Here is a 1,083-nt window from a genome sequence, read left to right as displayed (position 1 = left end):
GGCGTCGATCGCGGTGGCGGTGATCCGGTGCACGACCTCGGCGGCCGACAGATCGGGATGCTCGGCCCGGACCAGCGCCGCGACGCCGCTGACGATCGCGGTCGAGTCGCTGGTCCCGCTGACCAGGGAGTAACCGGTCTCCCCGATCCCGGTTGTGGCGAGATCGACTCCGGGCGCGACCACATCCACCTGCGGGCCGGTGACGGAGAAGTCCGCGATCCGACCCTGGCGGTCAGTGGCACCAACCGTAAGGACCTCTGGGTATTTGCCCGGGAAAGGACTGTCGGTTCCCTCCTCGTCGCTTACTGAGCCGCTCTTGTTGCCGACGCCACCGACAAGCACGATGTCTGCGGCCTTCGCCTTGCGGATCGCCTCGTGCAGGACCTCCTCGTCGTTAGATCCGAAAGACATGTTGATCACGCCGACCTTGCGGGCGACGGCTTCGTCGATGCCCGCGGCGAGAAACTCTGCGCTGGACAGAGTGCCGACCGGCGCGCGGACGGGCAGGATCTTCGCCGCGGGCGCGATGCCGAGAATGCCGCTGTTGCCGCCGTGTCCACGACCCGCGATCAGACCGGCCAGTTCGGTTCCATGGCCGTCGGAGTCATTGCGGCCGTCGCCGGTCGCGTTCGGATAGGTGTCGGATCCGGCCAGCACGGCCCCGGCAAGGTCGCGGTGGTCGGCCTGCACGCCCGTGTCGACCAACCCGATGACGACGCCGGCCCCCTTGGACACCTTGTGCGCCGCAACGATGTCGAGAGCTCCGAGATGCCATTGTCGGTCCCGCACGGAGTCCGCCCCGGCCGGCGTGGCGGTGACCGCCCCGAGCACAAGGGCAGAACCGGCCGCGGCAAGCGACCGCCAGATCTGATCGCTCACCGAATCCTGCCGATGACGCCCGGACCCGGATCATGATCATCGATCTCGATATTCGGCGAGATGACGGGCGCTACGCCGTTGCCGACTTCCCAGATCTGGTCGGCTCTGCCGGCCGGGATCGTGTCCTCCGCGGTCGCGATGTGCGGACGCCCCCACCGTGCCGCCATCACCGGAATAACCGCGCCACCAGCGCCCCAAGCGCCC

At 68.5% G+C, this 1,083-nt stretch carries 2 protein-coding genes; both read right to left on the bottom strand.

Going from position 1 to position 1,083, the window contains the following annotated elements:
* A partial coding sequence (locus tag AB0M20_RS45300; protein ID WP_364307841.1) for a S8 family serine peptidase occupies positions 1 to 879 on the bottom strand: 879 nt, incomplete at its 3' end.
* The coding region (locus AB0M20_RS45295) for a hypothetical protein (protein WP_364307840.1) at positions 876 to 1,083 on the bottom strand (208 nt) is incomplete at its 5' end. The genes AB0M20_RS45295 and AB0M20_RS45300, both read right to left, overlap by 4 nt.

Origin of the sequence: Actinoplanes sp. NPDC051633 (assembly GCF_040681735.1) — a bacterium.
GTDB lineage: Bacteria > Actinomycetota > Actinomycetes > Mycobacteriales > Micromonosporaceae > Actinoplanes.
This window is presented reverse-complemented; position numbering and strand designations above follow the sequence as displayed.